This window comes from Allobosea sp. P4_C6, assembly GCF_056402015.1.
Map to the genome: position 1 here is coordinate 158,991 of NZ_JBFUIF010000009.1, position 17,175 is coordinate 176,165.

Annotated in this window: 17 protein-coding genes, 1 tRNA gene and 2 pseudogenes; 11 read left to right on the plus strand and 9 right to left on the minus strand. The window is 66.3% G+C overall.

Annotated elements, in window-relative coordinates; translation table 11 throughout:
• Positions 1-31: 31 nt before the first annotated feature.
• Together AC1DVA_RS09400 and AC1DVA_RS09405 are read right to left on the minus strand one after the other, a co-directional pair.
• On the minus strand, positions 32-718 hold the full coding sequence (locus AC1DVA_RS09400; protein ID WP_476805713.1) for a cation efflux transmembrane domain-containing protein: 687 nt from the start codon (positions 716-718) through the stop codon (positions 32-34).
• Between the two features lie 109 nt (positions 719-827).
• Positions 828-1,589, minus strand: a complete 762-nt coding sequence (locus AC1DVA_RS09405) for an SDR family oxidoreductase (RefSeq protein WP_476805714.1) — start codon at positions 1,587-1,589, stop codon at positions 828-830.
• Between the two features lie 153 nt (positions 1,590-1,742).
• Between AC1DVA_RS09405 and AC1DVA_RS09410 the strand changes: the two genes are divergently transcribed.
• A complete protein-coding gene (locus AC1DVA_RS09410) occupies positions 1,743-2,828 on the plus strand; it encodes a Kelch repeat-containing protein (protein WP_476805715.1) in 1,086 nt (361 codons plus the stop codon).
• Positions 2,829-2,855: 27 nt separating this feature from the next.
• On the opposite strand, the gene AC1DVA_RS09415 is transcribed toward AC1DVA_RS09410, so the two are convergent.
• Complete coding sequence (locus AC1DVA_RS09415; RefSeq protein WP_476805716.1) at positions 2,856-3,755, minus strand: dihydrodipicolinate synthase family protein; 900 nt, start codon at positions 3,753-3,755, stop codon at positions 2,856-2,858.
• A gap of 68 nt (positions 3,756-3,823) precedes the next feature.
• Positions 3,824-4,450: a LysE/ArgO family amino acid transporter gene (locus AC1DVA_RS09420; protein ID WP_476805717.1), complete on the minus strand. Its 627-nt coding sequence runs from the start codon at positions 4,448-4,450 to the stop codon at positions 3,824-3,826.
• A 68-nt stretch (positions 4,451-4,518) separates the two neighbouring features.
• On the opposite strand from AC1DVA_RS09420, the gene AC1DVA_RS09425 reads away from it, so the two are divergent.
• Together AC1DVA_RS09425 and AC1DVA_RS09430 are read left to right on the plus strand one after the other, a co-directional pair.
• Positions 4,519-5,424, plus strand: coding sequence for a LysR family transcriptional regulator ArgP (locus tag AC1DVA_RS09425; protein ID WP_476805718.1), 906 nt, complete (start codon positions 4,519-4,521; stop codon positions 5,422-5,424).
• Between the two features lie 156 nt (positions 5,425-5,580).
• Positions 5,581-6,054, plus strand: a complete 474-nt coding sequence (locus tag AC1DVA_RS09430) for a hypothetical protein (RefSeq protein ID WP_476805719.1) — start codon at positions 5,581-5,583, stop codon at positions 6,052-6,054.
• Between the two features lie 57 nt (positions 6,055-6,111).
• Here the strand turns inward: AC1DVA_RS09430 and AC1DVA_RS09435 are convergent, their stop codons facing one another.
• From AC1DVA_RS09435 to lipB, 3 genes are all read right to left on the minus strand, one after another.
• Positions 6,112-7,719, minus strand: a complete 1,608-nt coding sequence (locus tag AC1DVA_RS09435; protein WP_476805720.1) for a carboxyl transferase domain-containing protein — start codon at positions 7,717-7,719, stop codon at positions 6,112-6,114.
• A 112-nt stretch (positions 7,720-7,831) separates the two neighbouring features.
• Complete coding sequence (locus AC1DVA_RS09440; RefSeq protein ID WP_265053720.1) at positions 7,832-8,032, minus strand: hypothetical protein; 201 nt, start codon at positions 8,030-8,032, stop codon at positions 7,832-7,834.
• A 68-nt stretch (positions 8,033-8,100) separates the two neighbouring features.
• Positions 8,101-8,805 carry a lipoyl(octanoyl) transferase LipB gene (lipB, locus tag AC1DVA_RS09445; RefSeq protein ID WP_265053721.1) on the minus strand — a complete coding sequence of 235 codons (705 nt, stop codon included), beginning with the start codon at positions 8,803-8,805 and terminating at the stop codon, positions 8,101-8,103.
• A 136-nt stretch (positions 8,806-8,941) separates the two neighbouring features.
• On the opposite strand from lipB, the gene AC1DVA_RS09450 reads away from it, so the two are divergent.
• The 5 genes and pseudogenes from AC1DVA_RS09450 (at position 8,942) to AC1DVA_RS09470 (ending at position 12,797) form a co-directional block, all read left to right on the plus strand.
• Entirely contained in the window at positions 8,942-9,211 is a 270-nt protein-coding gene (locus AC1DVA_RS09450; protein ID WP_265053722.1) for a FliM/FliN family flagellar motor switch protein, read from the plus strand.
• Positions 9,212-9,335: 124 nt separating this feature from the next.
• A tRNA-Leu gene (locus AC1DVA_RS09455) sits at positions 9,336-9,420 on the plus strand.
• Positions 9,421-9,639: 219 nt separating this feature from the next.
• A pseudogene (locus tag AC1DVA_RS09460) lies at positions 9,640-10,413 on the plus strand (glycoside hydrolase family 25 protein); the annotation flags it as partial.
• Positions 10,414-10,746: 333 nt separating this feature from the next.
• The gene (locus tag AC1DVA_RS09465; RefSeq protein WP_265053723.1) at positions 10,747-11,712 is read left to right on the plus strand and encodes a GH25 family lysozyme; all 966 of its coding nucleotides are present in this window, start codon (positions 10,747-10,749) and stop codon (positions 11,710-11,712) included.
• Positions 11,713-11,804: 92 nt separating this feature from the next.
• On the plus strand, positions 11,805-12,797 hold the full coding sequence (locus AC1DVA_RS09470; protein WP_476805721.1) for a CorA family divalent cation transporter: 993 nt from the start codon (positions 11,805-11,807) through the stop codon (positions 12,795-12,797).
• 10 nt (positions 12,798-12,807) lie between these two features.
• On the opposite strand, the gene dmeF is transcribed toward AC1DVA_RS09470, so the two are convergent.
• Complete coding sequence (gene dmeF, locus AC1DVA_RS09475) at positions 12,808-13,800, minus strand: CDF family Co(II)/Ni(II) efflux transporter DmeF (RefSeq protein WP_476805722.1); 993 nt, start codon at positions 13,798-13,800, stop codon at positions 12,808-12,810.
• Positions 13,801-13,819: 19 nt separating this feature from the next.
• Entirely contained in the window at positions 13,820-14,086 is a 267-nt protein-coding gene (locus AC1DVA_RS09480; RefSeq protein WP_265053728.1) for a metal-sensing transcriptional repressor, read from the minus strand.
• Between the two features lie 205 nt (positions 14,087-14,291).
• Here AC1DVA_RS09480 and AC1DVA_RS09485 point away from each other — a divergent pair, with 205 nt between their 5' ends.
• The 3 genes and pseudogenes from AC1DVA_RS09485 to AC1DVA_RS09495 form a co-directional block, all read left to right on the plus strand.
• The gene (locus AC1DVA_RS09485) at positions 14,292-15,464 is read left to right on the plus strand and encodes an isovaleryl-CoA dehydrogenase (RefSeq protein WP_476805723.1); all 1,173 of its coding nucleotides are present in this window, start codon (positions 14,292-14,294) and stop codon (positions 15,462-15,464) included.
• A gap of 170 nt (positions 15,465-15,634) precedes the next feature.
• Positions 15,635-16,054 carry a gamma-glutamylcyclotransferase family protein gene (locus AC1DVA_RS09490; protein WP_476805724.1) on the plus strand — a complete coding sequence of 140 codons (420 nt, stop codon included), beginning with the start codon at positions 15,635-15,637 and terminating at the stop codon, positions 16,052-16,054.
• Between the two features lie 704 nt (positions 16,055-16,758).
• Positions 16,759-17,175, plus strand: a pseudogene (locus tag AC1DVA_RS09495) (carbohydrate ABC transporter substrate-binding protein); the annotation flags it as partial.

Here is a 17,175-nt window from a genome sequence, read left to right on the forward strand (position 1 = left end):
GGCGGCGGCGTCCTCGAAAGGGTTGCCGCCTTTATAGCCCGCCCGCCGCGTCTGTCTGCGCCTTGTTGCGCAAACCCGGCTGGGCCGCTTCCGAATCCGCGCCCCGCCGCAGCGAGCGCCAGATCGCCCATGTCGCCTGGAAGCAGATCCCGGCGACGATGAGGTCGAACAGGTATTCCGGCCAGCGCACCGGCGCGACACGCGCGGCGAGCCCGACCAGCGCGAAGCCGGTCGTCGAGATCGCGTCATTGCGGCTCGACAGCCAGGTCGCCTTGATCACCGGATTGTCCTCGCGGCGGAAGCGCCAGAGCACGCCGATGACGATGAGCGCTATGACGATGGCGCTCGCGGCCGCGAAACCGAGCGTCCACACTTCGATCGGCCGCGGCCGGACGATCTTGTCCCAGAGATCGTAGAGTGAATGCAGGCCGGCGACGGCCATCACCGCGCCGATCGCGACCGCCGCCAGCCGCTCGGCCCGCGCATCGCGGCCGAAGACGATGGCGGCGATGCCGTAGAGCGCGACGTCGTAGACCCAGTCGACTCCGTCCTTGAAGAGCTGGGCATTGCCGATGGCGAGCGCCCAGACGACGGTCGCCGCCGCCTGGATGAGGATGCCCAGCGCGATGCCCCAGATCGTCAGCGTATAGGCGCGGGCGACGTCGGGGTGGGTGGCCGGGCCCGAGGCGGCATCAGAACCGTTGTCAATCGCGGCCATGCAACCTCCCGTCATTCTCGGGCGCAGCGCAGCGGAGACCCGAGAATCTCATCATCCATCTGGACGAGATGCCCGGGTCAAGCCCGGGCATGACGGAAGAGGGGTAGCCTCACCCGCGCCCGACGAGCGGGGCCTTGGTCGCCATCACCGTGACGAAGAGGATGTTGGCCTCCAGCGGCAGCCCGGCCATGTGCAGCACCGTGCTCGCGACGTGGTCGACATCCATCACCGGCTCGACCTTCACCGAACCATCAGCCTGCGGCACGCCGGTCGTCATCTTCTTGGCCATGTCGGTGAGCGCGTTGCCGATATCGACCTGGCCGACGGCGATGTCGTATTTGCGCCCGTCCAGCGAGGCGGTCTTGGTCAGGCCGGAGATGGCGTGCTTGGTCGCGGTGTAGGCGGCGGAGTTCGGCCGCGGCGCCTGCGCCGAGATCGAGCCGTTGTTGATGATGCGCCCGCCGCGCGGCTCCTGCGTCTTCATCGCCTTGAAGGCCGCCTGGGTGCAGAGGAACGGACCGGTCAGGTTGGTGTCGACGACCTTCTGCCAGTCCTCCAGCGAGAGATCCTCCAGCAGCACGCCGCCCGGCGCGTTGACGCCGGCATTGTTGAAGAGAACGTCGACCCGGCCGAAGGCTTCCTTCGTCTTCGCGAACAGCGCCTCGACCGAGGCCTTGTCGGTGACATCCGTCGAGACCGCGAGAGCCCGGCCCTTGTCGGCGCCGGAGAGAGCGATCGTCTCCTCCAGCGCATCGGCCCGGCGTCCGGCCAGCACGGTGCGGTAGCCGTCCTTCAGGAAGGCGATGGCGACCGACCGGCCCACGCCCGAACCGGCACCGGTGATGATCGCGACCTTGTTATGCCCAGACATGCGTTTCCCCGTGTTTCCTGCAGCCTAAATCGTTTGAGATGGCAACCGACCATAGCGGGCGAGACCGCGCGGGGAAACAGCGCAACCATCGACAATTCATGCGCTTGCCGCCCGTCGCCTCTGCCTTATCGTTGTAGTCGGGAGGACGACGCGATGACCAGCCTGAACCGCCGCCACCTGCTCGCTGCCGGCGCCGCCACGCTCGCCGGCCCGGCGCTCGCCCAGCAGCCGGGGCACGAGCATCACGGCCCGCAATATGAGCGGCTTAGCCAACCGGGGCGGATCGGCAAGCCTGAGCTTGCGACGACCCAGAACGTCTTCGACTCACCCGCGCCGAAGGCCGCCACGCCCGGCCGCTGGACCGCCAAGGCGCCCTTGCCGCTGCCGCGCTCGGAGATGGCCTGGGCGACGGCTTTCGAAGACAGGATGCATGTCGTCGGAGGCTATGGCGAGCAGCGCACCGACCGGGCCTATCACCATGTCTACGATCCCAAGGCCGACAAATGGGATGATGGCGCGCCGCTGCCTCAGGGCGCCAACCATGTCGGCGTCGCCTTCCTCGACGGCAGGCTCTACGCCATCGGCGGCTTCCTCGAGCAGAACCGCAAGCCGCATCCGCGCTGCTTCGTCTATGATCCCAAGGCCGATCGCTGGGCCGAGATCGCCGCCCTGCCCCGCCCGGCCGGCTCGACCGCCGTGGTCGGGCTAGGGGGCGTGCTGCATGTCATCGGCGGCGCGATCGGCGAGACCACCGAGAGCAAGCGCTCGGTCGACTGGCATCTGGTCTACGACCCCAAGACCGATCGCTGGAGCGAACGCTCACCCCTCCCGACCGCGCGCGACCACACCGGCACGCTCGCTATCGGCCCGCTGATCCACGTCATCGGCGGCCGGGTCGATTCCTTCCACACCAACTCGAACCTGCACCATTCCTACGACCCGGCAGCGGACAAGTGGACGATGCGCGCGCCGGCTCCGACGGGCCGCTCCGGCCACGGCGCCGTGCTCTATCGCGGCAAGGTCTTCGTGATGGGCGGGGAAGGCACCAACCGCGTCTTCGGCCAGATGGAGGCCTACGACCCGGCGGCCGATGGCTGGGAGCAATATGCGCCGATGGTCACACCCCGCCACGGCCTCGGCGCCGCGCTCGTCGGTGACGCGATCCACGTCGCAGGTGGCGGTCCGATCATGGGCGGCGGCGTCCAGAGCGCGGTGCACGAGGCGTTCACGCTGGCGTGAGAACCCTCGGGGCTTCTGCAAGGGCGCTTACTGCCTGACGGCCTCCAGTGCTTCGGCGACGGCGTGTTCGACGGAGGCATCGAGCGGCTGGATGGGCAGCGGCGGCAAGCCCGGCCGTAGGCCAAGGCGCGTTGCGATCAGATACATCACGCGCAGGCTTCCATGCGCCCGGAACAGCGACCACAGAGGTTCCAAGGCGGCATCGGCAGCCAGCGCCGCGTCGCGATCGCCGGCCCTCGCCGCGCGCGTCAGGCGCAGTGCAGCCGCCGGCAAGAGACCGGCGACGACGCTGTACCAGGCGTCGGCGCCCGCGAGAAGCGCCGCAGCCGCTCCCCAGTCGCCGCTATAGCCGACCGTGAATCCTCCACGGCAGGCCGGGCGCAATCGGCCGATCTCGCCTGCAAAGTCGCCACTGCCGGGCAGCGGCATTTTGACTGCCGCGATGTTCCGTATCAGCGAGAGCCGAGCGATCAGTTCCGCCGAGAACGTGAAATGGGTCGTGCTGGGATTGTTGTAGATGCACAGCGGCAGGCCGGATGAACTCGCGACGGCTTGGAAGTGCGCGAACACTTCTGCCTCGGTCAGCGGCGTGTATGAGACCGGTGCCAGAAGCAGCGCATCGGCCCCGGCCCGCTCGGCATCTCTGGCAAGCTCGGTCGACCACGAGGTTCGCAGGGATCCGATACCCGCGATCAGCGGAACGCGACCGGCAATCGTTTCCACGGCGGCGCGCAGCGCACGCGCCCGCTCGGTGCGTTCCAGATAGGCATAGGTGCCGGTACTCCCGAGCACGGCGATGGAATCGACCCCGGCGGCGACGAGCCGCTCGAGCATTGCGGCAAAGGCTTCGGTATCGACCACTCCATCCGCATCGGCGGGGGTCAGCGGAAATGCGGACAACCCGCTGAAAACCGAACCAGCAGTCATGAAAATCTCCGTTCGCGATGGGCGATCAAGCAGCCGATCCTTTTACGTCGCACCCTGAAGCGTGGCGATCAATCGATCAGCGCGCCGCGGAGAAGGCTCACGGCAAGCGCCAGCATCATGAGGCCGATGCCGAGGTCGAGGATGCGCCAGGCCACCGGGCGCGTAAAAATCGGAGCAAGGAACCGAGCGCCAAAGCCGAGCGAGGCGAACCAGGCAAAGCTCGCGCTCGCCGCCCCCGCCATGAAGAGAGGCCGTTCCACAGGCGGAAGGCTCGCCCCGACCGCCCCCATGAGCATCACCGTGTCGATGTAGACGTGAGGGTTGAGGAAGGTGAAGGCGGCGGTTCCTGCCAGCGCCGCCCCGAGCGTCATGCTGGCCTGATGGTCCAAGATGAGCGCCGACGGATTGGCGGCCCGCCGCAAGGCGAGAGCGCCGTACCAGCTGAGGAAGGCCGCACCACCCAGGCCGAGAAGGAGCGACAGCCCCGGGACGAGAGCGAGCATGCCACCCAGGCCGCTGACCCCGGCAATGATGAGCGCCGCATCCGCCGCAGCGCAAAACAGGACGACTGGCCAGACATGCTCGCGTTTGAGGCCCTGCCGGAGGACGAACATATTCTGCGCGCCGATGGCGACGATGAGGCCGGCGGAAAGCGCAAAGCCCTTGGCGAAGGCAGGAAGAAGGGTGCTGGTCATGGGGCCTTGATGACGGGCGCCGCAGATGTAGTCTAACTAAACCTGCTTACCCTGAATTAGGCGGGCTAATGTTGGATTATCTATCTTTGGCGGCGGTGGCCGCGGTCGCCCGCGAGGGCAGTTTCGAGAAGGCGGCGGCGAGCTTGGGCGTCACGCCCTCGGCAGTGTCCCAGCGCGTGAAGGGGATCGAGGAACGGCTCGGGGCGATCCTGCTCACCAGAGGCGCGCCATGCCGCCCTACCGAAGCCGGCGCCAAGCTCTGTGCCCATGTCGAGCAGGTCCGCCTGCTTGAAAGCGAAGTCGTCGATAATCTGCCAGGACTGGCGGGTCAGGAGCCCGGCCCCTCCTCGGTGAGGGTTGCCGTGAACGCCGATAGCGTCAGCACCTGGTTTCCGCAGGCAGCGGCACAGTTCGCAGCCGAAACGGGCGCGATGCTCGATCTCGTCCTCGAAGATGAAGCCCACACCGCGCAGCGTCTCCGCAGCGGAGAGGTCCTCGCCGCCGTCACCGCTGACCCTGCCACCGTCGTCGGGTGCAGGATCTATCCCCTCGGCGCCATCGAGTATCTGGCCGTGGCCAATCCCGACTTCATGAACCGCTGCTTTCGCGCCGGCGTCGATGCCGCAAGCATTCAAAGGGTGCCGATGCTGCGGTTCGACCGCCGCGACGAGCTTCAGGCGCGATGGGCTCAGGCCGCGTGGGGAACATCCATCTCGCCCCCAACCCATTGGACGCCGTCGACTCAAGGCATGCTGGACATGACCCTCGCCGGGCTGGGCTGGTCGATGGCGCCCCTGTCGCTCGCCGCGCCACATCTGGAGGCCGGCCGACTGGTCGAGCTGCCGCCGCACACGCGGATCGCCGTCACGCTCTACTGGCAGCGCACCAGATTGGCCGCTCGGTTGCTCGACCGTCTGACCGAGGCCGTGCGAACGGCGGCTGCCGCGAAACTGTCCTCTGCCCCATCCGCCTAGGCCGAAAACAGACAACTTCGGAGCCCGGTCAGGTCTCAGGCCCCCGCGCTTTGAACCGCCCCTGCTTCAACCCGGGCAGACGAAGTACGCGCATCATCCAAGCCACCGGAGAAACGACGACATGCTATCGTCGGACATCCAAGGGAGATCATCGCCTTGCTGCGCTCCCTGCTGGTTCTGATCGTCATGCTGGCGACGGCCCCGATCCTGCGCGCGCAGGAGCCCGCGATCGAGATCGTCGGTATCGGAGCCGATACGATCCGGCTCTCGTCGCAATCCCTGTCTGGCCTGCCCGTCGCCGAGCGCGACGTGACCTTCGAAACCTCGAAGGGGCCGGCGACGCGCCACTACAAGGGCGTCCTGTTGTGGGATGTCCTGCAGGCGCACCAGGCCCTCGACGGCCTCAAGCCCGGTGACCAGCTCAGGAAGACGTTCATCGCGAGCGCGAAGGACGGCTACCAGATCGCCTTCTCGGTCGGGGAAATCCATCCCGACTTCGGCAACATGCCCCTCATCCTCGTCGCCGAAGTCGATGGCAAGCCGCTGGATGGCGGCTGGCGCCTCGTCGCGGCCGGCGACAAGCGCGGCGCGCGCGCCGTCTACGAGGTCACGAGGATCGAGCTGCGGTAGGACTTGCCGTCATGCTCGGGCTTGACCCGAGCATGACGGAGGCAGCGCGCGCCCTCATCACATCCGGAACACGCCGAACTTCGTCTCGGGAATCTCCGCGTTGAGCGTGGCGGAGAAGGCCAGCGCCAGCACGCGGCGGGTCTCGGAGGGCAGGATGATGCCGTCGTCCCAGAGCCGTGCCGTGGCGAAATAGGGCGAGCCTTCTTCTTCGTACCGGCTGCGGATTGGCGCCTTGAAGGCCTCCTCATCGGCCGCCGGCCAGCTCTTGCCCTCGGCCTCGATGTTGTCGCGGCGGACGGTGGCGAGCACGCTCGCAGCCTGCTCGCCACCCATTACCGATATCCGCGAGTTCGGCCAGGTGAACAGGAAGCGGGGGCCGTAGGCTCGCCCGCACATGCCGTAATTTCCGGCGCCGAAGGAGCCGCCGACGAGCACCGTGATCTTCGGCACTCGCGCCGAGGCGACGGCGGTGACGAGCTTGGCGCCGTCCTTGGCGATGCCCCGCGTCTCGAAATCGCGGCCGACCATGAAGCCGGTGATATTCTGCAGGAAGAGCAGCGGAATGCGCCGCTGGCAGCACAATTCGATAAAATGCGCGCCCTTGAGCGCGCTTTCCGAGAACAGGATGCCGTTATTGGCGATGATGCCGACCGGGATGCCATGGATGCGAGCGAAGCCGGTCACCAACGTGGTGCCATAGAGCTTCTTGAATTCGTCGAACTCCGAGCCGTCGACCAGCCGCGCGATCACCTCGCGGATGTCGTATTGCTTCTTGAGGTCCGTCGGCACCACGGCTTCCAGTTCGGCCGGGTCGTAGAGCGGCTCGACCGGCTCGGCGATGTCGATATCCGGCCGCTTGACGCTATTAAGATTGCCCGCAATGCGCCGGGCGATGGCGAGCGCATGAGTGTCGTCGCCGGCATAGTGATCCGCGACGCCCGAAAGCCGCGCATGCACATCGGCGCCGCCGAGATCTTCGGCCGAGACGACCTCGCCGGTCGCTGCCTTCACCAACGGCGGGCCACCCAGGAAGATCGTGCCCTGCTTCCTGACGATGATCGTCTCGTCCGACATCGCGGGCACATAGGCGCCACCGGCGGTGCAGGAGCCCATCACCACTGCGACCTGCGGTATGCCCTCGGCCGAGAGCGTCGCCTGGTTGTAGAAGATTCGGCCGAAATGCTCGCGGTCGGGGAAGACCTCGGTCTGGTGCGGCAGGTTCGCCCCGCCCGAATCGACGAGGTAGATGCAAGGCAGACGGTTCTCGCGGGCGATCTCCTGCGCACGCAGATGCTTCTTCACCGTCATGGGGTAGTAGGTGCCGCCTTTGATCGTCGCATCGTTGCAAACGATCATGCACTCGCGGCCGGCGACGCGGCCGATGCCGGCGATCATGCCGGCGCCATGGACATCGCCCTCATACATGCCGAAGGCGCCGAGCGAGCCGATTTCGAGGAAGGCCGAGCCCGGATCGGTCAAGCGCAGAACGCGCTCCCGAGGCAGCAGCTTGCCGCGAGCCGTATGGCGTTCGCGGGATTTGGCGTTGCCGCCGAGCGCGGCGGTCGCGCGTTGCTGCTGAAGTTCGTCGCGCAGGCCCGCCCAGGCGTCGGCATTGGCGCGCGTCTCGGCCGAATTCAGATCGACCTTGCTTTCGATGACCGGCACGGCGCGCTCCCTCGGCGGAATCCTCGGCCGAAGTTATGGCGCGCCGTATCGAAAACGCCAACCGGCACGGACGCACGCATGCGGCCGGGCAAATCCGCGCCGGCGGAAGATGCTACTCGCGCGCTTTGTTGATCGACCCGGTCACGGACGGCGCCGCGACGGCCCCGATCGCACCGCCAGCAACCGCGCCGATCGGTCCGCCGACGAGGGCGCCCGCCCCCGCTCCGGCGGCTGCGCCGGCAATGCGCTGGTCGGTGGTGTTGCAGGCGGCCAGCAGCACAGCGAGGCCGCCGGCGAGAAGAAAAGCGCGCATCTGTCATTCCCATGTCTGGCTCGAAACAGGCCGAAAGCATGGGTGCGGCATGACTAACGAAAGGTAAATCAGGCTGGGACGGTTGGGCCGAACACCCGCTCGAAAGCCTCGCGCAGCACCGAATCGACTTCCGGCATCGTCACCGGCAGGCCGAGATCGACGAGCGAAGTCACGCCATGCTGGCTGACGCCGCAAGGCACGATACCGTCGAAATGCGAGAGTTCCGGCTCGACATTCAGCGAGACGCCGTGGAACGAGACCCAGCGGCGCACCCGGATGCCGATCGCGGCGATCTTGTCCTCGACATCCGCCCCCTTGTCGGGCCGGCGGACCCAGACGCCGACGCGGTCCTCGCGCCGCTCGCCGCGGATGTTGAAATCGTCGAGCGCGCCGATCAGCCAGCCTTCGAGCGCCGCGACGAAGCGGCGCAGATCCGGCTGGCGCCGCTTCAGGTCGAGCATGACATAGGCCACGCGCTGGCCGGGGCCGTGATAGGTGAACTGCCCGCCCCGCCCCGAGCGGAAGACCGGGAATCGCTCGGGCGCGATCAGGTCCTCGTCCCGCGCCGAGGTGCCGGCGGTGTAGAGCGGCGGGTGCTCGACCAGCCAGACGCGCTCGCGCGCCTCTCCGTCGGCGATCAGCCCGGCGCGCATCTCCATCTCGGCGACGGCCTCGTCATAGCCGATCAGCCCCTCGGCCACGACCCATTCGACCGGCTCGCCGACCGCTTCCGAAAGGAAGGACACGGCGAGTTCCTCACGCATCTTCACCATGGCTTAACCATGTTCCGTCCAAGCTTTCCGTACCGGAGACATCCGGCGCGACCACGGCCAAGCCTCTTGCGCCCAAAACCGGCGGGCAGGCAAGTTTCGCTGGTCCAATTCTGAAGTAGGGTTCCGGAGGCAGGACTTGAAGGCCGATCTCGATCTCGTTCCTGTCGAACTCACCGTTGTGCTCGGCCAGACCGAGATGCCGATCTACAAGCTGCTGCGCCTCGGCCGCGGCGCGATCATCGAGCTCAACACCAGCGAGACCGACGAAGTCCAGATTCTCGCGAACAACCACCCCTTCGCCAAGGGAATCGTCGTGGTCAGCGGCGCCAAGATTTCCGTCGAGATCACCCAGATGCTGAAGCGCCCGACGATCTACACATTGCAGAGCGTGGCCGAGGCCGCCTGAGCCGCCAATCTGGGGAAAAACCGGGATCGCTCGTTTTTCCGCGCGGATGCACTTGTGGCAACGGATTCGATTTGCTAGATCGGCGCCGCTCACCGGATGCACCGCCTGCAACCGGAACCGAGCTGCGGTCGTGGCGGAACTGGTAGACGCACTACCTTGAGGTGGTAGCGGGGAGACCCGTGGAGGTTCGAGTCCTCTCGACCGCACCAAATTCGGACGGTAAGTCCAGCAAAAGGCGACCTTCGGGTCGCCTTTTGCGTTTCTGGCCTGTTTGGAAGGCTTTGACGCGAAAGCCTCACCCTTTGCGCGAAAGCGAATCGGTACTGAGGAACAGGAAAGTCGAGCCAGCGCCTCAGATTCGGCTGACAGGCGGCAGAACTTTGGTAACGTAAACCCGCCGTCAAGCATTCTCCGCAATTCTCGGCGAGATGAACGCCCGCCGCATGTCACGTTTCCGCTTCCCGCCCTTTCTGGCTGCTGCCGCTTTCGCGGCCCTCGGCGGCTGCGTGGCGCTCGACAACTATCCGTCGAAGGGCGACGCCCGCCCCCACCCCGGCGTCGCGGCGGCTCACAACTATCCGATCCACGGCATCGACATCTCGCGCTGGCAGGGCGAGATCGACTGGGCCTCGGTCAAGGCCGCCGGTACGCGCTTCGTCTACATGAAGGCGACCGAGGGCGGCGACCATGTCGACCCCGCCTTCCAGCGCAACTGGGAAGGCGCGCGCCGCGCCGGCATTCCGCGCGGCGCATACCATTTCGTCTATTGGTGCCGCCCGGCACATGAGCAGGCGGTCTGGTTCAAGCAGCAGATTCCGAACGACCCCGATGCGCTGCCGCCGGTGCTCGACGTCGAATGGAACGGCCACTCCCGCACCTGCCCGCAGAAGATCGCCCCGGACCTCGCCCGCGAGAAGATCCAGCTCATGCTGAACGAGCTTGAGCTCCTCACCGGCAAGAAGCCGGTGATCTACACGGACATCACCTTCCACCGCGAGGTGCTCGAAGGCCAGTTCAACAGCTACCCCTATTGGATCCGGTCGACCGCTGCCCTGCCCGAGGTGCGCTACAACAATCGGACCTGGGCCTTCTGGCAGTTCACCACCACCGGCCGCGTGCCCGGCATCAAGGGCGATGTCGACCGCAACGCTTTCTTCGGCACCGAAGCGCAATACGCCGGCTGGGTGCGCGGCGAATTCGACATCGGCACGCGTCGCTGGGACAAGGCCGACAAGGTTCCGCCGCAGCCTGATCCGGGGCCCGAGCGTCCGGCGATGCCGGGGCCGGCACCGACGCCCGCGCCGATCCCGGAGAACATGCCTGTCGCACGCATCCCCGGCGCCCTGCCCCCGGTCGCCTCGGCGTTCCAGCCGAGCCGCGTGGCAGCGACAGCCGTGCAGGACACGGACCTCGACGACTGAGCGGCGCGGCCCCGCGGTTAACCAAGGCTGAAACTCTTCGTTAGACAGCGCGGCAATTCTAACCGCCGCTTAACCACGCTCCCGCCATCTGGACCTGTGATGCGGGAGAGACACATGCCAGCGGGCAAGCTGACCAGCGGACGGACGGGCCTCGGAGCCTTTGCTTTCGCGGCGATTCTGATCAGTTTTCTGGAGCCTGCGCAGGCGTTCTATCCCAAGAAGGGCGACAGCGCCCCGCATCACGGCGTCCGCGATGCGCGGCGCAAAGTCATCCAGGGCATCGACATCTCGCGCTGGCAGGGCGAGATCGACTGGGCCAAGGTCAAGGATGCCGGCACCCGCTTCGCCTTCATCAAGGCGACGGAAGGCGGCGACCATCTCGATCCCAATTTCAAGCGCAACTGGGCCGAGGCGAAGAAGCACGGGATTCCACGCGGCGCCTATCACTTCGTCTGGTGGTGCCGCTCGGCCAAGGATCAGGTGCGCTGGATCAAGAAGCATATTCCGCGCGATGCGGATGCGCTGCCGCCCGTCCTCGACGTCGAATGGCAGAACGACTCGCAATGCACCCGCAAGATCTCGCGGGAGCTGGCCCTCGCCAAGATCAACGAGATGCTGAAGGGTCTGCGCGAGCACACCGGCAAGAAGCCCGTCATCTACACCGACATCAACTTCCACGAGGACGTACTGGAGGGCGAACTCAACGATCATCCCTTCTGGCTGCGCTCGACCGCCGCGCCGCTGGCCAAGCGCTATGCCCGCGACCGCTGGGAGTTCTGGCAGTTCACCACCACGGGCCGCGTGCCTGGCATCGTCGGCGACGTCGATCGCAACGCCTTCTTCGGCAGCGAGCGTGAGTTCGACGGCTGGCGCCAGGGCAGGTTCGATATCGGCGCACGCAAATGGCAGGGCGGCGAGCCCAAGTTCGCCCTGCGTGCGCCTCCGCCGACACCGGCCGGTCTGCGCGCCCCGGCAGCGGCCGGCGGCACGAAGTTGAAATTCGCACCGCCCGGCCGCATCCCCGCGCGCACGGCGAACAGCGGCGACGCGGACATGACCGGCACCGTCCGCCGCAACTGAATAGCCGGGCCCGACCGTCACGCCATTGTCACATCCGCGGAGCCCTTAGCACCGCGCCGCCGACCAGCCTGCGGCGGCAGCGGAAGCGGACCATGCCCGGCGACCTGCAATCCCAGTCCGGTATCATCTGGGCCTATCGCTTTGACGAGGACGGGCGGCCAAGCCGCGTTCCGCGCGAGACCCTGCCAGATCTCTCACCGGCCGAGGGCTTCGTCTGGCTGCATCTCGACCTCGTCCATACGCGGGCGCAGAGCTGGATCGCAGAGCAGGCCCTGCCGGACACGACGCAGGAAGCCTTCCTGTCGCATGAGCCGCACCAGCGGCTCGATCATTCCGCCAATCTCGCCTGGGGCGTGTCGCACGACCTGATCCGGGACATCGCCGACAAATCCGAGGATGTCGGCGCGCTGCGCTGGATCATCGGCGACGACTTCCTGCTGACTGGCCGGCGTGAAGCCCTGCATTCGATCCGCATGACCGCCGAAGCGCTTGATCGCGGCGAGCCGGCTTCCAGCCCGGCAGGCCTGTTCGAGCAGATCATCGAATACATCATCGACGACATCACCGACGCCGTCGTCCGCCTCGTCGAGGAAACCGACAGCGTCGAGGATCACATTCTGCTCGACCGCCTGCATGACGGGCCGCAGCGTGTCGGCGCGATCCGCCGCACCGCCGTTCGGCTGCATCGCCAGCTCAGCGGGCTGCATGTCCTGTTCCGCCGCTTCGCCGAGACGCATTCCGGCCGCAGCGCCCCGGACGCGGTGAAGGCTGCGGCCATGCGCCTGCTCCAGCGCATCGACGGCCTCCACCATGACGTCCAGTCGGTGCAGGATCGGGCGCGGCTGCTGCAGGACGAGATCGCCGCCCGCTCGGCCAGCCGCACCAACCGCCAGCTCTATGTGCTCTCCTTGCTGACGGCGCTCTTCCTGCCCGCAACCTTCATCACCGGCCTGTTCGGCATCAATGTGAAGGGCCTGCCCTGGGTCGAATCGGATCTCGGCGCCGTGTTCGTGGCCATGTCCTGCATCGCCGCAGCGCTGTTCACGCTGATCCTGCTGCGGAAACGCGGCGTAATCGGCGATTGACCGGAGCCATCTAGGCAACGGCCGGGCGGGCGTTCACCTCGACCGTGACATGTGACAGCGTCGGCAGATCGGCCAGCAGCTGCTTGTAGACCGCCAGGGCTTTCGGCTCGCGGGTGACGATCGAGACGATCGCGCTGCGATGCCCCGGCCCGACCTGCCAGAGATGTAGATCGGCGATCTCGGCGCCCTCGGCGGCGATCCGTTCGCCGATACGCTTCGCAAGGGTCTCGTCCGGCACGGTGTCGAGCAGGATCGCTCCCGAGCTGCGCAGCAGGCCGACCGACCAGTGGGCGATCACGCAGGCGCCGACGATGCCCATCGCCGGGTCGAGCCAGACCCAGCCGTAGAATCGGCCGCCAAGCAGCGCCGCGATCGCCAGGATCGAGGTGAAGGCGTCGGCGACGACATGCGTGTAGGCCGCGCGCAGGTTGGTGTCCGCGCCGTGCCCGCCGCCATGGGCATGATGGTGGTGGTCGTGATGGTCATGGTCGTGATCGTGCGGGCGATGCCCCGAGCCGCCATGGCTGTGGCCGTGATGGTGGTCATGCCCATCCTTCAGCACCCAGGCGCTCGCCAGATTGACGATGAGACCGAGCACGGCGATCACCGTGGCCTGGGTGAAATCGATCGCGACCGGCGTGCTCAACCGCATCGCTGATTCCCAGCCCACGGCAAGGCCCACAAGCATCAGCAGCAGCGCGCTGGCGAAGGCCGCGAGATCGCCGAGCTTGCCCGTGCCGAAGCTGAAACGGCTGTCACGCGCATGCTGCCGGGCGAAGCGATAGGCGAAGGCAGCGATGCCGAGCGCTGCGGCATGGGTCGACATGTGCCAGCCATCGGCGACGAGCGCCATCGAGCCGAACGCCGTGCCCGCCACGATCTCGGCGACCATGGTGACCGCCGTCAGGCCGACGACGAGCCAGGTGCGCCGCTCGTGGCGATCATGTGCGCTGCCTAGGAAGACGTGCTCGTGGCGGGCTGGAAAGCTGTTCAGGTTCGACATGGCGCTCGCTCCGCGGCCGTCACAGATATTTGGTGAGAGCCTTCAGCTCCTCGATCGACCTGCGGGCCTCGGGCGTCGGTGCCTGGGCGTGGTCGAACAGATGGTGCTCGATATGGTCGAAGATCAGCAGCGACTTGACCTTCTCCAGAGCCTTCTCGACAGCCTGGAGCTGCTGCACGACCTCGGGAACCGCCCGCCCCGCCTCGACCATCCCGACGACGGTGCCGAGGTGCCCCTGTGCGCGGCGCAGGCGATTGATGATGTCGGGGTCCATGGCGTGGCTCATGTCGATATCCTATCCTCCAGGAGGGGATAAACAAGAGTTGGATTGCCCCTGTGCGGACAGGCTTTGGCCTGCCGCCACGGAACGCTGGCCACCGCATCGACGCCCAACCGCGCCGGGCGCGTCTGCACACTGACGCGCCGGCTGGCTCCGGCTATAACGGCGGCAAGGGAGGCTCGCTCCCAATGATCAACCGGGAGGTTCCGCCATGCTCGCCAACGCGCCGCGCCCGTTCAATTTCGACCTCGGCGAGACCGCCGACGCCATCCGCGACACCGTCCACGCCTTCGCGCAGGAGAAGATCGCGCCGCGCGCAGAAGAGATCGACCGCAGCAACCAGTTCCCGCGCGATCTCTGGCCGGAGATGGGCGCGCTCGGCCTGCACGGAATCACGGTGGAGGAGGAGTATGGCGGCACCGGGCTCGGCTATCTCGAGCATTGCATCGCGGTCGAGGAAGTCTCCCGTGCCTCGGCCTCGGTCGGCCTCTCCTACGGCGCCCATTCCAATCTCTGCGTGAACCAGATCCGCCGCAACGGCAGCGAGGCGCAGAAGCGCAAATACCTGCCGGGTCTCATCTCCGGCGAGCATGTCGGCGCGCTCGCCATGTCCGAACCCGGCTCGGGTTCGGACGTCGTCTCGATGAAGACCAAGGCCGAGAAGAAGGGCGACCGCTACGTCCTCAACGGCAACAAGATGTGGATCACCAACGGCCCGATCGCCGAGACGCTGGTGGTCTACGCCAAGACCGATCCGGAGGCCGGCTCGCGCGGCATCAGCGCCTTCCTGATCGAGAAGGGCATGAAGGGCTTCTCGACCCACCAGAAGCTCGACAAGCTCGGCATGCGCGGCTCCGACACCTGCGAGCTCGTCTTCCAGGATTGCGAGGTGCCGGAGGAGAACGTGCTCGGCACCGTCGGGCGCGGCGTCAACGTGCTGATGTCCGGTCTCGACTATGAGCGCGTCGTGCTCGCAGCCGGCCCGCTCGGCATCATGCAGGCGGCGCTCGACGTGGTCATGCCCTATGTCCATGAGCGCAAGCAGTTCGGCCAGTCGATCGGCGAATTCCAGCTCGTTCAGGGCAAGGTCGCCGACATGTATGTCGCGATGAACTCCTGCCGGGCTTACGTCTATTCCGTCGCCAAGGCCTGCGACCGTGGCGAGACGACTCGCGAGGACGCCGCCGGCGCCATCCTGATCGCGGCCGAGAAGGCGACACAGGTCGCGCTCGACGCCATCCAGCTCTTGGGCGGCAACGGCTACATCAACGACTATCCGACAGGCCGCCTGCTGCGCGACGCCAAGCTCTACGAGATCGGCGCCGGGACGAGTGAGATCAGGCGCATGCTGATCGGGCGCGAGCTGTTCAACAAGACGAAGTAGGCCGAGAGCAACAACCGCGCCGTCATCCCGGACAAGCGGCGAAGCCGCGCTGATCCGGGATCCATCGGAGGCTACTATGCCCTACGATGKATTCCGGATCTCCGCTTCGCTATGTCCGGAATGACAGCGCGCCCTGACAATGGGACCCTGCAAAAAGGCCGAGCCGGACCATGCCCCTCTACTTCGCCTACGGCCTTAACATGGACCCGGTCGGCATGGCACAGCGCTGCCCGAACTCGCACGCGCTCGGCCCCGCCCGCCTGCCGCGCCATCGTTTCATCGTCACGCGCGACGGCTATGCCTCCGCCATCCGCGATGCGCGCGACGAGGTCCATGGCGTGCTCTGGGACTGCTCGCTCAGTGATATCCGCACGCTCGACAAGTTCGAGGACATCGGCAGCGGGCTCTACGTCAAGATCAACCAGCCGGTGATCGTGCCGGGCGGCGCCAAGGGCGCGCTGATCTATATCGGCCGTTCAGGCGATGCCGGAAAGCCGAAGCCCGGCTATATGGAAACGGTCATCGCCGGAGCGAAACATTGGGCTCTGCCAGAGGCTTACATCGCCGGCTTGAATCGGTTTCTGACCTGAAACGCGAGGCATAGTGTTGCCGCGATTGTAAGAAAAATTCCGCAATCCGATAAGCGCCGCCCGGCCACCAAGCCGGACGGCGCTTCGTTTCCAGCAAATCAAGAAGCGTGCCCCTGGAACGGCGGGCTCTCCCTTATTCCTCGGAAAGGCGCCGCGTCAGCGATCTTCCACTTCGGCTTGGAAGCAGTTCAATGCGTCTCCGTCCGCTCATTGACTCGTACCCCGCGAGACCGAGCGGTCATGGCGCGTTGGCGGGGACCGGTCCGGCTCACCTGCCAGCCCGACCGACAGCGTGTTAAGTGCCCCTTGGCCCGTCGCTCTTGAGTTCCCGACGCTCGATCTACCGCTTCGTGGACCTGTCGGGCAAGCCTGCTTGCTTCGCGAAGCAGATGATGGGCCAGGCTGCCCCAACCCACCGATACTCAGGAATTCACTAAACTTGTGCATCGCGGCGCAAAACGCTGCATTGCGGTATGTTATCGGCCGTCTTCATCGCTTGACATGTTTAGCGATTGACTGTTCACTAAACAAATCGCTGAACTTGGACGGTTAGTTCCGGGGCGGCGTGAGGAAACGTCCCGCGTCGGCCGTGCCTTTTCTTCCGGTTGTGCCCGTCGCGGTCACGCAGGTTCACCCGTCACCCCAATGACGGCTGGTGACGGCACGCCAAGGGAGGGAAAACCATGAAAACAATCAGGACATGGATGCTTGCCGCGACCATCGCCGGGAGCGCCGCGCTGGCTGCCACCGCGGCACAGGCGCAGGGCAAGTCTCTGACGCTCTGCTGGGCGGCCTGGGATCCGGCCAATGCGCTAGTCGAGCTCTCCAAGGACTTCACCGCCAAGACCAATATCGCGATGAAGTTCGAGTTCGTGCCTTGGCCGAACTTCGCCGATCGCATGCTCAACGAGCTCAATTCCAAGGGCAAGCTCTGCGACCTGATCATCGGTGACTCGCAGTGGATCGGCGGCTCCGCCGAGAACAAGCATTACGTGAAGCTGAACGATTTCTTCGCCAAGGAAGGAATCAAGATCGACGACTTCATGCCGGCGACCGTCACCGGCTATGCCGAATGGCCGAAAAATACGCCGAACTACTGGGCGCTGCCGGCCATGGGGGAT